We start from the raw sequence: 20951 nt of genomic DNA on the forward strand, positions 1-20951 counted from the left end.
TTAACAGAGGTCATTATTATGAGCACTCATCAAGGACAAGAGATAAATCATATCACCGACATTATCCAAGTAATGAATAGCGGTATCGACTTTTACGAAAAAGCACAAGATAAAGTACAAGATCCTAGCTTAAGTGCATTATTTCAGCGCATGATTGACGCCCGCAAAGTAAGTGTTGAAAGCTTACAACCCTATGCAATTAATCAACAAGGTGCACGTGAAGATGGCTCTTCGTTCGCGGTAGAAGCACGCAGAGCATTTACCGCTTTGCTCAGTACATTCACTAGCGATAACGACCAAACCTACATTAAAGAGCTTGAAGAAGTAGAAGATAAAACCTTAGAAGAAATCAAAACAGCGTTGAAAAAGCCTCAATCACATGATTGTGAAGCGGCGCTGTCAAAGGTATTGCTTACCATGCAAAGCTGTCATGCTGAAATGAGTAAAATGCAAAAACATTAAGTTTAAAAACTATAAAAGGGCCTTACGGCCCTTTGGTTGTTAAATAACAATAGGAGAGTTATTAGGGTCTGTTGACCTTTTAAGGTTGAATTTGCAGCAGTCTGTTTGGTATTTAGGCAAGACAGAGCCTATGTGGTGTGGTTATTCCCCATAAATAGGCGATAACGCCGCATCAATACCAAACAGGCGCTGCCCGAAGGGTTCTGCCTAGGGGCGATTTACTCTTTGTTGCCTACATGGATGTAGGTAAGGGGCGTGAGCAGGACGCGGAAGCTTTGCTCGGTTTTTACTTAGCCCACTAGGTTACAAACCTCGCGCCGCGATTAAACCGCTCCTAGTTTGAACAAATTTTAATCCAAAAAGGTCAACAGACCCTTATTAAAAGCGGTATTCTGCACCTACGTAGTAGTAAGCACCGTTAAAACCAAATGGCGCTGAACGACGAGAGTACTTAAATACCCCATCACTGCTGACAATGGTATTACCTTGAGCATCTACAATAGTACCTGAACGTGAATTACCTATGGTGTTTTCATCAGGGTAAACATCAAATAAGTTATTTGCGCCAATGTTTACCGATAAATTATCAGTTACAAAGTAATTAACTTTAATGTCAGTTAAAATTTCAGCACCGTAAGTCTGGCGGCCGCCATCTTCAACTGTGTACTCACCAAAACGATTAAGTGATAAATTAACAGTCCAATCGTCACGGCGATAAAGCGCACTTAAGTTAATGCGATCTTCTGGTTGCCATTCTTCAATGATAGAAATTTCTTGATCAGAAAACACATCATCGACTGGCACGGTTTCAAGACCAGAACCTGCAGGTGTAAATAACGACACGACATCGGTTTCGGTAAAGTTGGCCGCTAATGTAAAATCAAGCGTGCCGCCTAGGCCTTCTGTATTCCATGTAGCTACAAAGTCGATACCTTGCGTTTCTGTGTCAGCGCCATTTAAGAAAAACTGTCCTGCACCAGCACCCGAGCTCAGTAACGCGGCATCAAGACTGTTTGATAAACCTTTGCCTAAGCGATTACTAATTACAATACGGTCGTCAATATCGATTGAGTAGTAATCAAGCGTTACATTAATATTATCGCTTACGTTATAAACAATACCTAAACTGCGGTTTTGTGATTTCTCTTCTGTTAACTTAGGAATACCTAAACTTTGCGCCAGTGTTGAATCGTTTCTAAACGTGCCCACTTCTTCAGCCACTAAATTGCCATTAGGACCAACAACAAACTGCGTGCTGATATTGTTAAAGTACAACTGCTGCATTGAAGGGGCTCTAAATCCTGAGCTTAATGCACCACGAAGTGAAATATCTTCGGTTAGTGACCAGTTACCCGCGAGTTTAAAGTTAACTGTATCGCCAAATCCTTTGTAATTATCGTAACGTAACGCCCCTGAGATAATCACATCTTCAATAACGTAAGCCTCAGCGTCTAAATAAAACGAGATCACATCGCGCGACTCATCAACCGACGATGCTGGCGATGAACCACCAAAGCCTTGTGTGCCACCTGATGCATTTTCGCTACCAATACCACCGCTCAGTCCATTATAAATATTAACACCATTGTTGGTATCGTAATCGCGGTATGCGTATTCGCTGCCCTCTAAAATACGGTACTCATCGGTGCGTATTTCTGCGCCCATTGCTAATGAGTAATCATCAAAATTTTGTGTAAAATCAAGATTAATCGTTTGCAGTGATAACTCCATACCATACGCGTAACCTTCACGTGGAATAGTGGCGCGAATATCTGCGGCGCTCAAGCCTTGGTCGTAACGTAAGAAGTTGGCATAAGAGGCATTAATCGTATCGCTAGTGGTGTAATCAATGCTGTTTTCACCATAGGTGTACGATAAGTCTAAGCTTGAGTCGTTATCAAACTGCGTTTTATAACCAAAGTTATATGAAATATCGTCAATCGTAGTGTTTATTTTTGGTAAAAAGCCAGCCGGAACTGTCGCATCACCATCTTGTAATACTGGGTTACCACCGGCATTGGCATTATGACGGAAAAATGCTGCTGATTCGTTATCACGCGTTGAATAGGTAATAAAACCGTATAGTTCACCCGCCCCTAATTCGTAGCCGGTGTTAACGGTTAAACCAAATTGTTGAGAGTCGGCATCACCAATTCTAAATGTATCGCGTGGCGCGGTTAGTTCACGCGGGTCGCCTGCCAGTAACGTGCCGTCACTGAGCTCAGTACAACCATAAAATTGACATGAACCATGAAGCCCTGCACGGTTAGTTGGCGCGCGGTCACGGTAGTTTATAGTTGTATTTAAATAACCATTGTCACCTAAAGCAAAGCCTTTATTAAAGTCGATGTTAACAGTTTCGCCATCACCTTCTGAATACTCACCGTAGTTAATAGCGGCTTTACCACCTTCGCTGCCATCTTTGAGCACAATATTTATAACACCGGCAATTGCATCAGAACCATATTGAGCCGCAGCGCCATCACGCAGTACTTCAATACGTTTAATTGCTGAGGCTGGAATGGCGTTCATATCGGTACCCGCCGTACCACGCCCCACCGAAGTATTAATATGAATAATACTGGCTTGGTGACGACGCTTACCATTGATCAATACCAACGTTTGATCTGGCCCTAGGCCACGTAGCGTTGCTGGTCTTAATGCGTCAGTACCATCACTAATAGATGAACTTGAAAAGTTAAAAGAAGGTGCGATAGCTTGAAGCATGCGACCAACTTCTGTTTGGCCGGTATTTTCGAGTGCTTCTGCACTTAAAATATCAACGGGGACAGGTAAGTCTTCAACTGAGCGCCCTGCCACACGACTACCTACAATAGCAATTTTTTCGATGTTTTGTTCTGCGCTTTGTTCAGCGGCATTTATTCCTTGTGAATTAACTGCAAGTAAAGCAGGTAATACAGCTGCACTAACTCCTGAAAGCTTCATCATGTTGTTATCTTTCCTATTGATTTGTTTGAGTTTAATACTCAGTAAACCATTTTGATCAACAACCGCATCGAGCGGTGTCTCAGCCAGTAATGCTTTTAGTGCATCAAGTTGAGAATAAAATCCATACAACGAATTTGCTTTGTATTGCTTGGCAAGTTCATACGAAAAAACCACAGTTTGTTCTGTTTGCTTAGCAAATTCTATTAAAGCTTTGTCTGCTCGTTGCGCTTTTATATCAAATTGCATCATTTGCCCTTCGGTTTGACTTGCATACACACTGATACTAAAAAACAGCGGTGCAACAAGGCCAAATTGAGTTAAATGGCACGTATGGTTACTGCGCAACTTATATAAACAGTTAGCAAACAAAAATCCTCTATAGTTTTTTATCATTTTTATAATCTTTAAATTACTTTTTACACTCTTATGAGCAACATTGATTAACAATGATGTGATTTTCATTACGATTACCTATGATTTTTTTTGATATTTTAGGCTAACAACATGCTCGCCTAAACGTTCATGTTCAATCGAAAAATTAGTTTGCAAGCTCTCTAACAGCCCTGCCACATCACCCGCTTTAAAAACACCGGCCACTTTTATAAGGGCTAACTCATCAGATGATAGTTCAAACCGCGTAGCGGTATAACGGCTGACTTCGTTTAAGGCATCAACCAGTTGCTCACCATTAAATATCAACATGCCATTTTGCCAAGCTAAGTCACGCTGTACATCATCAACCGATAACTGTGTGATTGGTTTGGTAACGCTTTGTTCAATAATTACTTTTTCACCGGAAATCACAATATTGGCATTAATTTGACGAATTTCATGATTGTTATTATCAGCTTGTTGATACGCTTTAAAATCATCAGCATTAACAGCAACGCTAGGATCGGTGATCATCACTTTACCCTCAGTAACAACCAGCTCGAGATCTGACGAAGTATTGCGCTGCACATTAAATACAGTACCGAGAGCGGTAAAGCTTTTATCACCGGCCATCACGCTGAATGGGCGTGATGCATCTTTAGCAACATTAAAACGGCCCTCGCCACGACTTAGTAACAATTGCCTACGACCTTGGCTATAAGCGACTTCCAATGAGCTATTGGTATTAAGTTGTACAATTGTGCCATCTGGTAAAACATAGGTTGCTTGCTCGCCAACTTTTGTTTTATAAATTTTTGTATAATTTACCTTGGCTAAATTTTTGTTGAAATTGCTATCTATATTTAGCAATAAATAGCTGCACATCATTAATGCAGCAACAATACTTGCTGCCATGCCAAATACATACGCAAGCTTTGTTTTGCTATTAGCCGGTTGTTTATTTGGAAATAATACGCTGAGTTCGTTAAGCACACTCAGGTCATCCCAAAGCTGAGCTAATTCATACACCGCATTTTGATGAGCAGTACTTTGTAGCATCCACAGTTTAAATTGTTCTTGCTCTTCTTTTGTAAGGCCACGGTCAATAGCACTGATCCATTGCGATGCTTTTTCTAATATTAATTCTTTTGAGGTAAATTGATGGATGATATTCATTTTGCTGCCCTCATTATGTCCGCACTTTGTTGGCAATGGTCGCTCTCATAGTGTGACTGTTCGCGCATATATAGCATGGTATTTAATAACCCTTTGGCAATGTGTTTTTCTACCGTACTTTGACTTAGCTGCATTTGCTGTGCGATCTCTTTTTGGCTCATTCCATAGACTTTTTTTAAAATAAAGCACTTTCTTACAACAGGACTTAATTGCTCAGTCGCCCGACAAAATAATAAAAAACGCTCTTTAGAGGTGTATTCGTCTTCTAATTGCATTGATTTAAGCAATTTAGGGAGTTCAGTTTCGTGGTTTAAAGGGGTACTAAATTTATTATCCCATTTAGCTATATGATTAAGTGCTAGGTGTTTAGCTGTTTTTAACATGTAGCTACGGGTGTATTGAATATCTTGCTTTAATTCAGCTTCATAACTTTTAACAAAGGTCTCTTGAACAATATCATCAACATCGTCAGGCAACACAATTTTAGACACGAAGCGCCGCAGTTGCGTGGATATGTCTGATAATGTACTGGCTAATCTAAGTCCTTGAGCCACGTGGGTCGTCTCTTGTTATTATTTCCGTAAGATTACGGGTTTTAGGGCTAATTACAAGGAATTTTGTTAATTATTGGTTATTTATTAGTTACTAACATAGATAGTGCAATGTAAACGTATTACCTTTTATAACTTTTTTAATGATTATGCCTGTTTGGTAAATATTGAAAGTTACCGCAATTTTAGTTGATTAGGCTTTTTATAATGAGGGCAAACAGATATTTAGCTTAATTTTATTGGCGTGTTGTGTAGTAATTTAGTAGTGGCAACGCTACTATTAACGGATAGGAGTTACATATGAATAATCAAAAATTATCAGATTTTGAGCTTTATTTTCAAATTGATGAAAGTAATCGCGTCAATCTGTTTGCCGTAGATGATTCGGCTGTGCCAAAAAGTTTAGCTGAACTTGACGCTGATATTCCGCCTTTATTTAAACTTGCTAACGAAGTAAGCAGTTTAGAGCAAAGCGCCTTAGGCCCTTTGCGTAATTTAGGTGATATTGCCCAAGAACTAACTACTTTTTTACAAGCTCAGTCGCGCAAAATAGATTTGATCATGAGTCATATTTTAGCTTCTGAACAACCAGAAGATAACTCTATCTATTGCGACAGTTACGGCGGTGGCGGCATTAAGTTTACCAGTGAACATTTGTATACATTAGAGCAAAAGTTTCGTACTAAACTTTTTTTACAACACGAGGCCTCTGCGGTGTATTGTTATAGCGAAGTGGTTGCCATTGAAAAACAAGATAATGAGCACTACCAATATACCCTGTTATTTGTATCAATAAGAGACAGCGACCAAGAGTTGGTTGTAAGAGCCAGCTTACATGCGCAAACTCGCCAGCTTAAAAAGCGCCAGCAACTTGAAAAAGCCAAAGAGAGTACAAACGATAAAAGCTAGCGTTTATTTACTTCTCAAATCGCTTTAAAATTGTGAGCCAAACACTCATTTAGAAGTGACTTAGCAGTAATTGAACTGCTAAACTAGCCCCATCTTTATTTGTATTAAAAATCCATGAACTTTAGACTTTTACCTGAATGGGCCGAGCAAGACGCTGTTATGCTTACATGGCCGCATAAAGACACAGATTGGGCTGATAACTTAGCCCGTGTAGAACCTGTATATATTGAGCTTGCTAAGCATATAACAACGCAGCAAAAGCTTGTTATTGTGGCGCATAATAGTGCCTTAAAAATGCATATTACAGCATTGCTAAATAGCGCTAACATCTCTTTGAATCGTGTTCATTTTGTAGTAACCCCTACCAACGATACGTGGGCGCGCGATCATGGCCCGCTTACTTGTGGCGCTATTGACTCACCCGAGCAACTAAAAGTATATGATTTTACTTTCAATGGTTGGGGCAATAAATTTGAAAGCGCATTAGATAATGAAATTAATCGTACTTTGGTAAAAGAGTTAAGTAGCAAAAACAACCACTATCAAGCGCTCGATATGGTACTTGAAGGTGGCGGTATTGAAATAAACGAGCATGGTGTGTTGCTAACAACCAGCGAATGTTTGCTTAATAAAAACCGTAACCCAAATTTAAACCCAAGTGACATAGAAGCGCTTTTAAAAGCGCACTTGGGCGCAACAGATTTTTTATGGGTTGATCATGGCTATTTAGCAGGTGACGACACCGACAGCCACATTGATACCTTAGTGCGTTTTGCACCAAATAATACCCTAGTGTATGTGCAATGTGACGATGAAAGCGATGAGCACTTCAGCGCGCTTAATGCCATGCAAAAGCAACTACAAAGCTTTAAAACTGCCGATCGCACCCCATATAAGCTAATTGAGTTGCCATGGCCAAAAGCCGTGTACGATGATGAAAACACGCGCTTACCCGCCACCTATGCAAATTACTTAATTATTAACAATGCGGTATTAGTGCCTACTTATAACGATATAAACGATCAACGCGCGTTAGCACAGGTTCAAAAAGCATACCCAGAGCACACAATTATTGGGGTAAATTGTTTATCTATTATTGAGCAATTTGGCAGTCTTCACTGCATTACAATGCAATTACCTCGTGGATTTTTAGCTGGAGCAGCACAATGACAAGCCCTGCAAATTTATCAGTTGCCTTAGTGCAACAAAGCAACAGTGACAACGCTGAACACAATATTGAAAAATCAATTGCTGGCATTCGCGATGCAGCCAGTCAAGGTGCACAACTTGTTGTGCTACAAGAATTACACCGTAGTTTATATTTTTGCCAAACTGAAGATGTCGACGTCTTTGATTTAGCCGAAACAATACCTGGGCCGAGTAGTAACACGTTAGGTGAACTTGCTAAAGAGCTTGGTATTGTAATTGTCGCGTCTTTATTTGAAAAGCGCGCTACAGGCCTTTACCACAATACCGCAGTGGTGCTCGAAAAAGACGGCAGTATTGCCGGTAAATACCGTAAAATGCATATACCGGATGACCCTGGCTTTTACGAAAAGTTTTACTTTACTCCTGGCGACTTAGGCTTTGAGCCTATTCAAACCTCAGTGGGCAAACTTGGCGTACTGGTGTGTTGGGATCAGTGGTTTCCTGAAGCGGCGCGTTTAATGGCGATGGCCGGTGCAGAGCTTTTAATTTATCCAACAGCAATTGGCTGGGATCCACGCGATGATAAAGACGAGCAAACCCGTCAAAAAGATGCTTGGGTTATTAGCCAACGAGCCCATGCGGTAGCCAATGGCGTTCCAGTGATTAGCTGTAATCGTGTTGGTCTTGAGCGCGACCCGAGTGGACAAAGTGACGGCATTCAATTTTGGGGTAACTCGTTTATTGCAGGTCCTCAAGGCGAAATATTGGCAGAGGCCGATAATCAAAGTGAACAAATATTAATGGTTGAACTTGATCAAAAACGCAGCGAAAACGTAAGACGTATCTGGCCGTATTTACGCGACCGCAGAATAGATCATTATCAAGATTTAACAAAAATCTATCGCGACTAAATAATAGTATGGCTCTTAGCAGCTAAGAGCCTAATTTAATGGAGTAATTAATGGCGTTTGAGCAATGGGCAGCCTTGCCTTGGGTAAAATCTCAAAAAGATAAAATTCAATGGGGCGAGCTTTTAGGCAGTGGCTTGAGCATTGCCATTGCACAAGGTGTAAAACAACAAGATAACTTAGTGTTAATAGTTACGCCAGATACACCAAGTGCTTTGCGCCTTGAAACCGAATTAGAGTATTTGCTTCCGGATAACCCGGTAATGATATTTCCGGATTGGGAGACATTGCCTTACGATCATTTTTCTCCCCATCAAGATATTATTTCCGCGCGCTTAGCAACGCTTAATACCCTGAAAAACGAGCAACAAAGCGTGCTCATTATGCCTGTATCAACGCTGATGCTGCGCACGGCCCCTGCTTCGTTTATATACGGTTCAACGCTTAATTTTAAAGTGGGCGATAGATTAGACACCCACGCTTTACGTGAAAACTTAGAGCAAGCGGGTTACATGCACGTGCAACAAGTTATGGAGCATGGCGAATATGCAATACGTGGCTCTATTGTTGATTTATACCCGATGGGCAGTAAACACCCATTTAGGCTCGATTTTTTTGATGACGAGCTTGATACCATTCGCTTATTTGATGTGGAAACACAACGCTCAGACGAAAAAGTTGAAAAAATTGAGTTACTTCCTGCCCATGAATTCCCCACTAACGACACAGATATTGAACGCTTTAGAATAAACTATCGTGAAAAGTTTGGCGCAAGCGCAGAGCAAGACTCTGTCTATATGCAAGTTAGTAAAGGTAATTGGCCTGGAGGTATTGAATACTACATGCCATTATTTTTTGATGGCTTGGCGACTATTTTTGACTATTTGCCTGAATCAACGACCGTGATGCAATTAGGCGATTTAGAACATGCGGCGGATAATTTTTGGCACGATGTTAATGTACGCTATGAAAACCGCCGTGTGGACCCCTTGCGCCCACTTTTACCACCGGATGAATTGTACCAGCCAATCAATGAGCTATTTTCAAACTTAGGTAATTATGGCCGCATTCGTTTATCGCAAGCAAAATTGGGCACTAAAGCCGGCAATAAAAACCTTGCCGTTAATGAATTACCCAATGTCCGCATTGATCATAAACAACATGAACCCTACAACGCATTCATTAGCTATGTGGCAGAGCAAAAAAAGAAAAAAGGCCGAGTTGTCATTAGTGTTGAGTCGGATGGTCGACGTGAATCATTACTGAGTATATTAAAACCCAGCGGCTTAAAATTTAAAGAATTTGATACTTTTGAGCAATTTATCAACAGCAGTAGTGACGTTGGTTTAATTGTAAGCCCACTGGAACAAAGTGTTGTGCTTAGCACAAGACCTAGCCTGAGCATTATTACTGAGCAAGAATTGCTTGGAATTAAAGTATCACAACGCAGACGCCGTAAGCACAAGTATGAAGCAAGCCAAGATGCGCTAATTCGTAACTTAGCAGAGTTAAAAGAAGGCCAACCGGTTGTGCACCTTGACCATGGTGTTGGCCGTTATCAAGGACTGCAAACAATTGATGCCGCCGGTGTGGTTACTGAATTTGTAACCATTATTTATGCCGGTGAAGCAAAGCTCTATGTGCCGGTATCAGCGCTTCATATGCTTAGCCGTTACTCTGGCGGTGAAGAAGCTAGTGCCCCACTGCACAAGCTCGGCTCTGATGCGTGGGATAAGGCAAAAAAACGCGCCGCTGAAAAAGTACGTGATGTCGCTGCTGAATTGCTCGATATTTACGCTCAGCGCCAAGCAAAGCCGGGTAATAAATTTACGCTTGATGGCCAAGCTTATCGTCAATTTAGTGATAGCTTCCCGTTTGAAGAAACGGATGATCAACGTAACGCTATTGAAGCTGTACTGGGTGATATGCAATCAAAACAAGCCATGGATCGCTTAGTCTGTGGTGATGTAGGCTTTGGTAAAACCGAAGTAGCAATGCGTGCAGCGTTTGTCGCGGTTAACGATAATAAGCAAGTTGCTATTTTAGTCCCTACCACCCTACTTGCTCAACAACACTACGATAACTTTAAAGACCGCTTTGCTGATTTTCCAATTGAAGTGGGTGTGCTGTCGCGTTTTAATTCGACCAAAGAGCAAAAAGAAACCCTTGAAAAAATGAGTAATGGCAAGCTTGATGTGGTTATTGGCACGCATAAACTAATTCAACAAGACATCAATTTTAAAGACTTAGGCCTGTTAATTGTTGATGAAGAACACCGATTTGGGGTGCGCCAAAAAGAAAAAATTAAAGCCCTGAGAGCGGATGTTGACATACTCACCCTGACCGCAACCCCTATCCCCCGTACTTTAAATATGGCCATGAGTGGTATGCGCGATTTATCTATTATTGCTACCCCACCGGCTAAACGCTTAGCTGTTAAAACTTTTGTGCGCCAACGCGACGAAGAGCTTATTCGCGAAGCGGTTTTACGTGAGATTAAACGCGGCGGCCAGGTGTACTTTTTACACAACAATGTAGAAACCATTGAGCGTGTTGCTCAAGAAATTAGCGAATGGGTGCCTGAGGCAACAGTTACCTCAGCCCACGGGCAAATGCGAGAGCAAGAGCTTGAGCAGATTATGACCGATTTTTATCATCAAAAATACAATGTACTGGTATGTACTACGATTATTGAAACCGGCATTGATGTACCCACAGCAAATACCATTATTATGGACAGAGCCGATAAACTCGGTCTTGCTCAGCTGCATCAATTACGCGGGCGTGTTGGTAGAAGCCATCACCAAGCCTATGCTTATTTACTTACAGGTAACCCTAAAGCGCTCTCTAAAGATGCGAAAAAGCGTTTGGATGCCATTGCCTCATTAGAAGATTTAGGCGCGGGCTTTGCCTTGGCAACCCACGATTTAGAAATTCGTGGTGCCGGTGAGCTATTAGGAGATGATCAATCTGGACAAATGCAGACCATTGGTTTTAATTTGTATATGGAAATGCTTGAACAGGCCGTTAACGCACTTAAAAATGGTCAAGAGCCAACTCTTGAAAATCTATTACAAAAACAAACAGAAGTAGACTTAAAGCTACCTGCTTTGTTACCAGATGATTATATTCATGATGTTAACGCGCGTTTAGGTATGTACAAGCGAGTAGCAAGTTGTGCTAACCTTGCTGATATTGATGAGCTGCAAGTTGAATTAATAGACCGCTTTGGTTTATTACCTGATGCAGCTAAAAACCTATTTAGTTTACAACAACTAAAAATGCAGGCGAGCAATTTGGGCATAACCAAAATAGAAGCTAACCCGAAAGGAGGCTACTTTGAGTTTAGTCAAAATACCAAGGTTAATCCTAGCTTCATTATTGGTTTGATACAAAGTGCGCCACATATTTATAAGATGGATGGCGCAAATAAATTACGCTTTGCCATTAGCGAGGCGAATGCCCGTGAACGCTTAAAAATGATCACTGCTATGATTGCAGATTTCGAAAAAAAGGTTAGCCATTAATGTTGCTGAAAAAATCGCTGGTTGTTTTATGCTGCTTGTTTAGTAGTACTGCATTTGCAGAGCGTTGGTTTGAAGTAGAAGTGTTGATATTTAAACAACGCCCTGCTCCATACCTACAAGAAGACTTTAGCTTAAAGCACGACGCCATAGAAGATAAAAACACCTTAGATTTACTAAGCCCTGTTTATAAAAAACAAGCAATGGACGCGTGTATAAATGGCGATCCGCGTTTTCAAAAACGTACCTTTGCTGACACTTTAGTCAACTCAAATCCTCAGTCAGCAGCGTGTAACGACAGCATTGATTATGTAAAAAGTTACGATGTGTTACCAGTAATACCTCAAGCACCTGCCCAAGAGACGATGGAGCAAACTTACCTGTTAGCCCCTGAGCAATTGCAGTTTCAATCACAACGCCAAGCTTTAGACCGCAAAGGACTAACTCCTTTATTGCATACCGGGTGGCGATTTGAGGGTGCGAGCAAGTCACGCTCGCCTAGCATTCATTTGTTTGCAGGCAGCCAATTAAAAAACAATATGAACACCGGTTTTAGTTACGCTAATTCCGACTTTATTAGCTTAATAAATACGCCTGAACCACTATTTGACGAAGCTCAATCTTCTGACATGAAATGGGAGTTAGATGGGCTATTTAAAATACACTTGCGCCATTACTTATTTATTAATGCACACTTTGATATAAGTGAAAAACGTGACAATGGTGAGCTAGAATCAGCCCGCTTTTCACAGTTTAGGCGAGTGTTCAGTGAAGACATTCATTATTTTGATCACCCTCGTATGGGGATGATTGTGCAAATTCGAAAATTTAATCATTAACGGTATTATTCAAGGAAAATAACAATGAAAAAATTACTTATTATTGCAGCGGCACTGAGTCTTGCTGCTTGTTCAAAAGTAAACTTAGAAAATTATGAAAAGATTAAAATCGGTATGGACAAAACAGAAGTTGAAGCTCTTTTAGGCAGTGCTGATAATTGTGTAGAAAAAACACTGCATACTAGTTGTACTTGGGGTAATGACGCTAAAAATATCGAAATTACCTTAGTATCAGACAAAGTAACGCTATACAGCAAAAAAGGGCTAACGGATAAATAAAGACAACAAAGGAATAACGTATGTTATTCCTCTTTTTTTACATCGCTGGTGTAAATAAGCTCTATGTTGACTATTTTACTGCGGTTTAAGGTTATTTTGTAACGCTGATAGAGTGTTTTATCCGGTTCGGTTAGAACCAACACCATGTTTAACTGATAGCGCCTTTCTACTCCCTGTTTAGAAATTTTATTGTTTTCTAAATGGTAGAGCTTCCCTTCCCCCTTTTTTAAATAACGTGCAAATGGTGCAAGATTAAATTGCAATGTTTGTTGTAAGCTATCGTAGCCCGGCAAAAATTCTTTGGCACTTACCCGGGTTTCACTAGCAAAGTGCAACCATTGTGCCGCTTGTTTGTTTTGCTGACGACGCTTAGAAAAAATCTTCCTCACTTCTTTAGGGATTTTTTTAAAGCGCGTGTACTCTAACCAAATAAACTGACTCGCCACTTTATCTTTTGTGATACTGTTTTTAAAAATAAAGCGCCATTTTGGCCGCCCTCGCACAATAGCACGCCAAATAATACGGGTAATATCTTCTTTAAATATTTCTCTCAGCCCGTAAATAACCCCTAAAATTAGAATTAATGAAGCGGTTATTTCAGTAAAGGTAGAACGCGCATTGAGTATTACCACCATCACAAAAGCCATTATAACAGCTGTTACAGAGCCTTTTACTAACCGCTTTAAATAGCTATTAAGATAGCGTGTTTGGCGCTGTAAAATCACTCCATGCTCTATTAAACGCTGGAGTAAACGCATCTTATTAGTAATTCTGTTGGCGTCTTTAAGTGTTGAATCAGAATTATATTGCTGCTCTTCTCGATACTCACTCTCTGACTTACAAAAGTTTAATAAGTCATTTCGCTCTTTAGCGTAATCGCTACTACGCGGGCCTTCATCAAGTAGCTTTAAAAACGTTTGTTCAATTTGCCAGCTTAGGTAGTTATCAGCATTGGTATAAAACGGGATCAGCTTTTCGTTATCTGGGGTGTAACGTCTGAGTTTTCTAAGTAGGCTTTGGCTTTGCTCGCAAAGCTCCATGGCTCGTTGATAAAACTCATCGCTTTCTTGAATTTTTAACGCATCTTTAATATCAGCATCAATTGCCAGACGCACTTGATAACAATATAGATTTAAATTTTGTCGGTAATCTTGCTGTTCGCCTTTGTTTTTACTCACAAAGCGGCTTCGTACCAATGGAAGATGAATGTTATTCGCGTTATAGGCTACAAAAGATTTAAATTGGTTATTAAAGTAAGACTCTTCGCTGAGTGTTTGCGCGTTAATACCCATTTCATTTGGGATAGAAAAATAAAGATCGAGACGCTGCTCTGCACGCGGTGATAATTGCGGTTCAATAACAAACGATAAATTTTCGTCTTGCTTTAACAATGATGCCTCCTTTGGTTATCTGCCTGAGTTTACGTGCCTCTTTAATTTTGTTCAACAAAAAAGGCCTAGTAAAAACTAGGCCTTTTAATAGTTCTAATGAATTAAAATTAGAATTTAACGTTTACGCCAGCGAATAAACGACGACCTAACGTATCAAACGTGTACGGGTCAGTGTTTGAATCGTTATTACCTGAGTAATACGGTGGCTCTTTATCAAATAAGTTATTAACACCTGCAGACAATGTCACTGTATCATTAATTAAGTAAGATCCACTAATGTCATGGTACACAACTGAAGGCGTTGAAGGTGCATAACATGTCTCACCATCAATACATGCGAAGCTATCTAGGCCAGCAATGTAGCGTGCTTCATAAGTTGCATCCCAGTTATCTCCTTTAACTGTTAAGTTAAAGTTTGATTTGATATCTGCGTAACTACCAGCGCCACCCGTAATGTAACCAGCGTAATCTACAACAGCACCCGTATCAACAACGTATTCATCTAAATATGTTGTATCAAGGCCAGCTCTCCAGCTTAGGCCTAATGCATCAAATGAATACTTCAGATTTAAGTCAATGCCAGATGTTTTTTCAGAACCAATATTACGAAGCTGATTATTGAACACAATTCGACCATCAGCTTGTAAAATTGCACCTGTGCTTGCACAAAGTTCGTTTGAACTGCTGTTTGAATTACCAATACATTGATCAACAACGAATTGGTTGTTGTATGTTGAAATAGCATTTTCGATTTCAATGTCGTAGTAATCTACGGTCATTGAGAAACCTTCAAACCATTGTGGTTCGTACACCACACCAAACGTTAAAGTATCAGCTTCTTCTGGTGTTAGATTTTGATTACCGCCCACAGTTACTTCTGCCTGGCTATCAGCACCTGGGTATTTTACTTGCTCATAAGATGGCGCATTACCTGAGTAAAGCTCATCTACCGTTGGAGCACGGAATGCGGTTGAACGTACGCCACGGAACATCAATTCATCATTTGCTTTCCAAGTAAAACCAAGTTTCCATGTTTCATCAGAACCAAAAGTGCTGTAATCAAACGCGCGGATTGCCGCACTTAATTCAACATATTCTGCAAATGGAAGCTCAGATAGTAAGGGTAATGCAAACTCAACATAAGCCTCATTCACATCAAACCCACCACTTGTTGGATCTACACGTGGATCGTTACCTAGACCTTGAGCAGCAATTGAATCAGGGTTATACCATGCCTTTTCTTGGCGACGCTCTACACCCGCTGCAAATGCAGCATAACCTGCAGGTAACTCAAACATTTCACCAGATAATGAGGCTGCCAAAATAAATAACTGGCTTCCACCTGAGTTTTGCTCTGTGTATATATAATCTTGAATGTTTTCTTGTGACCAAGATGCCTCATTTAAGGGCTTAAATGTACCTGCAGCTAAGTCTTCTGTGATTGCAGAAACGTTGTGCAGATTACTCATTTTATCAACAGAATCATTGCGACCAAAGTTTGCTGATGCATCCCATGAATAATCACCAATAATACCTTCAGCACCCACAACAACACGAACAGTATCAACTGTTTGCGATAAGTCACGAGTACCACTTTCAGCCATGCGACGACGGTAGCTTATTTCATCACCATAGGCGTAATTAGTCGGTGTTGTAACGTAATTATCATTAGCATCTTTTACAAATGCACCGTTAACGACTTGTCGCTTATCATAAGTTTGTGACAGTAAGCTGTCACCCATATCTTCGGTATATTTAAAGCCAAAGTTGATAGGCTGTGGTGCTAACTTTTGCTCTGACCAGCGCTTAGTATAGGTAAACTCGCTGAAAAGCATTGTGTCATCATTTAGTTCATAATTACCTAAACCTGTGATGTTTAAGCGTTCCATAGGTGTGTATAGGTAGCTTTTAGACGCATAGTTGTATGCATCGTTTTCATCGGTATAGCGGTGTAAGTTACCGCCAAGGCCACTTAAACCAGCATCGTCAGCAACACCCTGCTTCTCGATTTCACCTTTATCGTTGATGATATTAGCTGTATTAACATTGTAAATATGGCCGCCTTCGCTGAATGAAGAACCGCCACAGAAAAGTCCATTTTCGCCTTCAAATAAAGGACATGATGAGAAACCACGATCACCTTGACTTGCTTCACCACGATCAGTGTATTGAATACCAAAAACCATATTACCTTTGTCAAATGTTGTACCTAAGGTAAAGTCGATTGATGTTTCTGACGCATCATGTTTTGAAGTCATGGCTGTGTTGACGTTTAAATCTAAACCTTCAAAGTCATTTTTAAGGATAATATTTACAACACCAGCTACAGCATCTGTGCCGTATACTGCAGAAGCACCGTCTTTAAGTACTTCAATTTGTTTGATCATTGATACTGGAATAGTATTTAAATCAACCGTTGAAGCCGCACCAGTACCTGAATTGATCATACGACGACCATTAACAAGTACTAAAGTACGTTGTGAACCTAAACCACGTAAATCTATAGATGCACCACCGCCAGAGCCATTATTAACGCCAGGGTTTGTCATTGCACCACCCGTAGCCGTCATTTGTTGTAATACGCTATCTACAGATGTTGCACCTGATGCTTTAATTTCATCGGCACCGATAAGTGTAACTGGGCTAGCCGTTTCCATATCTGAACGCTTAATACGAGAACCCGTTACTTGAATTTTTTCAATTGACTTTGCTGCTTCGTCTGCAGCTAAAACTTGAACACTTGAGAACATTGGGATTGCTGCAATTACAGCTAAACCAAGAGTTGATTTTTTCATGGATGAACCCTACTTGTTGGAAATTTACCTAAATTGGTAATGCTCACTTTTATGAGAATTTTGAGTGAGCGGGAGCAACTTAGGCGTCTTTAACTGAATGAAAACTTAATGAGCGATCACGGTACAATCAATAAAAATTAAGACGTCCCGCGAAAGGAACAAAGGTTACAGTATGTTTCATTGTTAATTAATAAAAACACTTTATAATCAATAATTAAAGACCAAGCAATCACATAAAAAACACAGCTGAAATCAAATGAGTAGAGTTTGTAATCAAATGTAATTATTACATTAATGTGCCCTAAACAGGAAAATTAACATGTTAATCACAGCTCGTTATTAAAACGGTAAAACTAGGTGTTAATTACTAACCATATTTATGCAAGTAGATTGTTTATTTAGTCTGAATTTTTTTGTTATAAGTTTTAATCATGCAAATTCTATGTGTATTGAAGGTTTAAGACGGGCTGCCAATCAAACTAAAAACGGCTATTAAAGTGGGTCCATTAGATAAATCTACATACAAATGATATAGGTGCTTTATTGCACGTATGAGCACAATTGAAAAAGTAAGCCAAGCAGAGCTTAAGTTATAAACTTGGAAGGTAAATAGGTATGTAAAGCTTTATTAAGAATGGTTATTTTATCAGATGTACTTTAATTGCAAATAACTATTAAATGTGAGGCATTTGGTTTTGCCGCTATAATTTTACGGGAATGGCGCAGTTAAAAACCACGCCTGAGTAGAAAGCCTTTAATAGGTAACGTTAAAAAAATATTCAACATTTTCACTTATGCCAGTGTTTGTATCGACAGTAGTAAGAATAAGCTTCCACACCATGTTTTTTTCCGAGCAAATCCCTACCATAGTATTAGCTACCCAAACGCTGCCCTGATTTCTAAATTGTACGGGAATGTAACCCATATACATAGTTACCCCCTCCAATTTAGCCGCTGTTATTGTTACACCAGTCGGTAACTGAGTGTAAATTGAAAACGGTGTCTCTGGTGATAGGGTTTCTTCGTTTAGCCAAACTTTAACTTGATTTGGAAAAATACACGGGTTGTTATTTTTACACTCTGTTTGTGATTGATTTACTTTTGATGCTGATGTTGATGTTGATCCAGAAAAGTCACAACCTAGTAAGAATAGTAAAAAAGAAAGTAAACATACTCTATATATATACATGCAGGTTCTCAAAGTATCTAATGTATTAGTCCAACATTTGGGCACGTTGGTTGATTATCGGTTTTAATGAGTTAGTAAAGTACAAATCACCTCAAAAAATAGACAGCAACTTAATAAAGTTTGATTGATGTCATATTATTACGCAATTGGCCTATCTTTTTAAAGCCAAAAAATTTATCATTTCAACTGCAAAAAAAACAAGTAATTCTCGAGATTATTATCTGTAACAACCATATATTGTGGGTTTTAGATAGTATACTTTGGAATAATAGTAGGTCCTACTTTTACAAGTAGGTAATTCATTTCTAAACGCATTTATTGCAGCGGAAGCCAGAAAATGAGCCAAACAGTAGCATCACAAACTGAGTACAATTATAAAGTTGTACGCCAATTCGCTATTATGACAGTGATTTGGGGCATCGTTGGCATGGGTATTGGGGTTCTGATAGCTGCCCAATTAGCTTGGCCAGCTCTTAACTTTGACACACCATGGTTAACTTACTCTCGACTTCGTCCGTTACACACGAACGCAGTAATTTTCGCATTTGGTACAAGTGCACTTTTTGCGACGTCTTATTACGTCGTACAACGTACATGTCAAACGCGCCTTCTTTCAGATAAATTAGCCGCCTTCACCTTTTGGGGTTGGCAGTTAGTGATTGTTCTAGCAGCAATTACTTTACCTATGGGTATTTCAAGTTCTAAAGAGTATGCAGAACTTGAGTGGCCTATCGATATCTTAATTGCTGTTGTTTGGGTAACGTACGCTGTTGTATTTATGGGCACTATTGCAAAACGCAAAGTAGCGCATATTTATGTAGCTAACTGGTTCTATGCTGGTTTCATTATTACTGTTGCTGTTCTACATATTGTTAACAGCATGGCAGTCCCAGTTTCATTGACTAAATCATATTCAATCTATGCAGGTGCCGTAGATGCAATGGTTCAGTGGTGGTATGGCCACAACGCAGTAGGCTTCCTTCTTACTGCTGGCTTCTTAGGTATGATGTATTACTTTGTACCAAAGCAAGCGGGTCGCCCTGTTTACTCATACCGTTTGTCGGTTGTTCACTTTTGGGCACTTATTTCTCTTTACATTTGGGCAGGTCCTCACCACCTTCACTACACTGCGCTTCCTGATTGGACGCAAAGCTTAGGTATGGTGATGTCTATTATCTTATTCGTACCGTCTTGGGGTGGTATGATCAACGGAATTATGACGCTCTCAGGTGCATGGCATAAGCTACGTACTGACCCTGTTTTACGTTTCTTAGTGGTTTCATTGTCTTTCTACGGTATGTCGACGTTTGAAGGCCCGATGATGGCAATTAAATCTGTTAATGCGTTATCGCACTACACAGATTGGACTGTAGGTCACGTTCACTCAGGTGCATTAGGTTGGGTTGCGATGATTTCTATCGGTGCTATTTACCACCTTATCCCTGCGTTATTCTCGCAAGGTCGTATGTACAGCATTAAATTAATCAATACACACTTCTGGTTACACACAGTGGGTGTTGTTTTATACATTGTTGCAATGTGGATTTCAGGTGTAATGCAAGGTCTAATGTGGCGTGCAGTTAACTCTGACGGTACATTAATGTACAGCTTTGTACAATCGTTAGAAGCCTCTCATCCTTTCTATGTTATGCGTTTCTTAGGCGGTGTATTCATCGTTACAGGTATGCTGGTTATGGCTTATAACGTTTATCGTACAGTTTCAGCGAAAAATAACTCGTTAGAACTTGATGAACAAGCGCAGTTAGCATAACGGAGTTAGATAATGAGCAATAAAAATTCACAAAACAAACACGAAATTATCGAGAAAAACATTGGCCTCATGGCCATCTTGACTGTTTTCGCAATCAGCTTCGGTGCATTAGTAGAAATTACGCCGCTAATGTTCCAAGACGATACAACCAAGCCAGTGGATGGGTTACGCCCGTTAAATGCACTCGAGTTTGAAGGTCGCGACATTTATGTGCGTGAAGGTTGTGCTAACTGTCACTCTCAAATGATCCGTCCATTTCGTGATGAAGTTGAGCGTTACGGTCACTACTCTGTAGCAGGCGAGTCAGTATGGGATCACCCTTTCCTTTGGGGTTCTAAACGTACTGGCCCTGACTTAGCACGAGTAGGTAAACGTTACTCAGATGATTGGCATTATGCGCACTTAATGGATCCACGTGCCGTGGTTCCTGAGTCTAATATGCCAAGTTTCCCTTGGTTAGCAGAGAACACGCTTGATACAAGTCTGACTCTGAAAAAACTACAAATTTTCCGTGACACGTTTGCTATTAATCCAGAAAACCCAAAACACCAGGGTCTAGGTTATGGCAGTGACGAGGAATTAATCGCTGACATTGCTAAAGTTGATGCAATGAATGACGGTAAAGGTGCAACAGAAATGCAAGCCCTTATTGCTTATTTGCAACAACTTGGCACACATTTGAAGTAG

The 20951-nt window shown here is 40.2% G+C and carries 15 protein-coding genes; 9 read left to right on the forward strand and 6 right to left on the reverse strand.

Annotation, left to right across the window (positions count from 1 at the left end; translation table 11 throughout):
- Positions 1–18 precede the first annotated feature (18 nt).
- Positions 19–462, forward strand: a complete 444-nt coding sequence (locus BG00_RS12690; RefSeq protein ID WP_036983479.1) for a ferritin-like domain-containing protein — start codon at positions 19–21, stop codon at positions 460–462.
- Between the two features lie 378 nt (positions 463–840).
- Here BG00_RS12690 and BG00_RS12695 read toward each other — a convergent pair whose 3' ends face one another.
- The 3 genes from BG00_RS12695 to BG00_RS12705 are packed head-to-tail and all read right to left on the reverse strand — an operon-like array spanning position 841 to position 5513.
- Positions 841–3873, reverse strand: a complete 3033-nt coding sequence (locus tag BG00_RS12695) for a TonB-dependent receptor plug domain-containing protein (RefSeq protein ID WP_036982991.1) — start codon at positions 3871–3873, stop codon at positions 841–843.
- Positions 3874–3882: 9 nt separating this feature from the next.
- Complete coding sequence (locus BG00_RS12700; RefSeq protein WP_036982993.1) at positions 3883–4959, reverse strand: FecR family protein; 1077 nt, start codon at positions 4957–4959, stop codon at positions 3883–3885.
- Positions 4956–5513: an RNA polymerase sigma factor gene (locus BG00_RS12705; protein ID WP_036982995.1), complete on the reverse strand. Its 558-nt coding sequence runs from the start codon at positions 5511–5513 to the stop codon at positions 4956–4958. Before BG00_RS12705 ends, BG00_RS12700 begins: the two co-directional genes overlap by 4 nt.
- A 297-nt stretch (positions 5514–5810) precedes the next feature.
- Here BG00_RS12705 and BG00_RS12710 point away from each other — a divergent pair, with 297 nt between their 5' ends.
- The 6 genes from BG00_RS12710 (at position 5811) to BG00_RS12735 (ending at position 13118) form a co-directional block, all read left to right on the forward strand.
- A complete protein-coding gene (locus tag BG00_RS12710) occupies positions 5811–6419 on the forward strand; it encodes a PilZ domain-containing protein (protein ID WP_036982997.1) in 609 nt (202 codons plus the stop codon).
- Between the two features lie 114 nt (positions 6420–6533).
- Positions 6534–7589: an agmatine deiminase family protein gene (locus BG00_RS12715; RefSeq protein ID WP_036982999.1), complete on the forward strand. Its 1056-nt coding sequence runs from the start codon at positions 6534–6536 to the stop codon at positions 7587–7589.
- Positions 7586–8479: a carbon-nitrogen hydrolase gene (locus tag BG00_RS12720; RefSeq protein WP_013464677.1), complete on the forward strand. Its 894-nt coding sequence runs from the start codon at positions 7586–7588 to the stop codon at positions 8477–8479. The genes BG00_RS12715 and BG00_RS12720 overlap by 4 nt, the downstream gene beginning before the upstream one ends.
- A gap of 50 nt (positions 8480–8529) precedes the next feature.
- Complete coding sequence (gene mfd / locus BG00_RS12725) at positions 8530–12003, forward strand: transcription-repair coupling factor (protein ID WP_036983002.1); 3474 nt, start codon at positions 8530–8532, stop codon at positions 12001–12003.
- Positions 12003–12839 carry a peptidoglycan binding protein CsiV gene (locus BG00_RS12730; RefSeq protein ID WP_036983004.1) on the forward strand — a complete coding sequence of 279 codons (837 nt, stop codon included), beginning with the start codon at positions 12003–12005 and terminating at the stop codon, positions 12837–12839. The genes mfd and BG00_RS12730 overlap by 1 nt, the downstream gene beginning before the upstream one ends.
- A 24-nt stretch (positions 12840–12863) precedes the next feature.
- Positions 12864–13118, forward strand: coding sequence for a lipoprotein (locus BG00_RS12735; protein WP_036983007.1), 255 nt, complete (start codon positions 12864–12866; stop codon positions 13116–13118).
- Positions 13119–13141: 23 nt separating this feature from the next.
- Here the strand turns inward: BG00_RS12735 and BG00_RS12740 are convergent, their stop codons facing one another.
- From BG00_RS12740 to BG00_RS12750, 3 genes are all read right to left on the reverse strand, one after another.
- A complete protein-coding gene (locus BG00_RS12740) occupies positions 13142–14509 on the reverse strand; it encodes a hypothetical protein (RefSeq protein WP_036983009.1) in 1368 nt (455 codons plus the stop codon).
- 107 nt (positions 14510–14616) lie between these two features.
- Complete coding sequence (locus BG00_RS12745) at positions 14617–17304, reverse strand: TonB-dependent receptor (RefSeq protein ID WP_013464672.1); 2688 nt, start codon at positions 17302–17304, stop codon at positions 14617–14619.
- 754 nt (positions 17305–18058) lie between these two features.
- Positions 18059–18493, reverse strand: coding sequence for a hypothetical protein (locus tag BG00_RS12750; RefSeq protein WP_036983011.1), 435 nt, complete (start codon positions 18491–18493; stop codon positions 18059–18061).
- A 337-nt stretch (positions 18494–18830) separates the two neighbouring features.
- On the opposite strand from BG00_RS12750, the gene ccoN reads away from it, so the two are divergent.
- Entirely contained in the window at positions 18831–20264 is a 1434-nt protein-coding gene (ccoN, locus tag BG00_RS12755) for a cytochrome-c oxidase, cbb3-type subunit I (RefSeq protein WP_010389600.1), read from the forward strand.
- 12 nt (positions 20265–20276) lie between these two features.
- A complete protein-coding gene (gene ccoO / locus BG00_RS12760; protein ID WP_036983014.1) occupies positions 20277–20951 on the forward strand; it encodes a cytochrome-c oxidase, cbb3-type subunit II in 675 nt (224 codons plus the stop codon).

The sequence above is a fragment of the Pseudoalteromonas sp. SCSIO_11900 genome (assembly GCF_000576475.1).
GTDB classification, from domain to species: domain Bacteria; phylum Pseudomonadota; class Gammaproteobacteria; order Enterobacterales; family Alteromonadaceae; genus Pseudoalteromonas; species Pseudoalteromonas tetraodonis.